Annotated in this window: 1 protein-coding gene; it reads right to left on the minus strand. The window is 65.2% G+C overall.

The window, feature by feature from the left end:
* A partial coding sequence (locus PUR56_RS01130) for a PA14 domain-containing protein (protein ID WP_329947462.1) occupies positions 1-995 on the minus strand: 995 nt, incomplete at its 3' end.
* Between the last annotated feature and the right edge of the window lie 98 nt (positions 996-1,093).

Consider the following 1,093-nt stretch of genomic DNA (forward strand, 5'->3'; position numbering starts at 1 on the left):
GAGGCGTTGTTGCTGCGGTCGCGGTAGCCATCGGTGCGCGAGTTGATCTTGATGTTGTTGATCGGGGTGACACCACCGAGGTCGGTCTGCCACCAGGCGTTGGCGTCCGAGTTGGTGTGGGTGACGGAGCCGGAGAAGAACAGGCCGTTGGTGTTGCCGTCCACGGCTAGGGCCGCGGAAGCGCCGCCCCAGGTGGAGGACTGGGTGGCCGGCCGTCCCAATGCCACGTTGATCCCCTGGCTACTTGGGTAGAGCTGGGCCGCGGGGACGACCTGTGCCTTCTGGTTTGGGCTCGACCAGGCCAGTTGGGCGTATGCCTCTCCAGTGTAGGCGGTGTAGTCCACCTGGATGCTGTAGCGCTGTCCGGCTTGGAGCGAGATCCCTCCGGTGTCGGTGCGGGTCGTGCTGTGCTGTGCCGCGTTGATCACCTCCTGGCCGTTGACGGTGACCTTGATCTTTCCGTTGGAGATGGTGGAGAAGGTGTAGCGCTCGCTGTGTTGTGGCTGGATCTCCCCGGTCCAGCGTGCGGAGAAGTTGTCGGTCTGGATGGTGGGTGCGGGGGATCCGCTGTAGCGCCAGGCGTAGTTGATTCCGGCGTCGGTGCGTGTGACGGCGGGTGTGCCGGTTGCGGTGGTGTTGTTCCAGAACTGGGCCTTGAGACCAGTACCGGCGCCAGTGGCCGTGGCGGGGGCGGTGGTGATGGTCGTCTCGATGACGGTGTCGATCGCGCTGGTGACGCCGCCCGACGGGATGATGTCGTAGCCATCTCCCGAGGGCGTGAGGGTGACGGTCTGGGCGCTGCCCAGGACGCGGGGGTTGCTGAGGGTGAACGCCGCGGCAGTGTTCTGTTTGGCGATGTGGAGACCGCTGCCCGAAGCAGGCCAGTTGAAGACGTGAAGGTAGACCTTGTCGCCCTTGCGGGTCGTCTGCCCCCACGAGGGCTTCACAAGGGGACTGCTGGACGCTCCGTGGATCGAGGCGCCGTTGGTGTTCATCCACTGCCCGATAGTGGTGAGAGCCGCTTCTTGGACGGGTACCAGGGTGCCGTCCGGCCGGGGGCCGACATTGAGCAGATCGTTGGTGTTGTAGGCGC

The organism is Streptomyces sp. BE303, from assembly GCF_036290945.1.
Taxonomy (GTDB): Bacteria; Actinomycetota; Actinomycetes; order Streptomycetales; family Streptomycetaceae; genus Kitasatospora.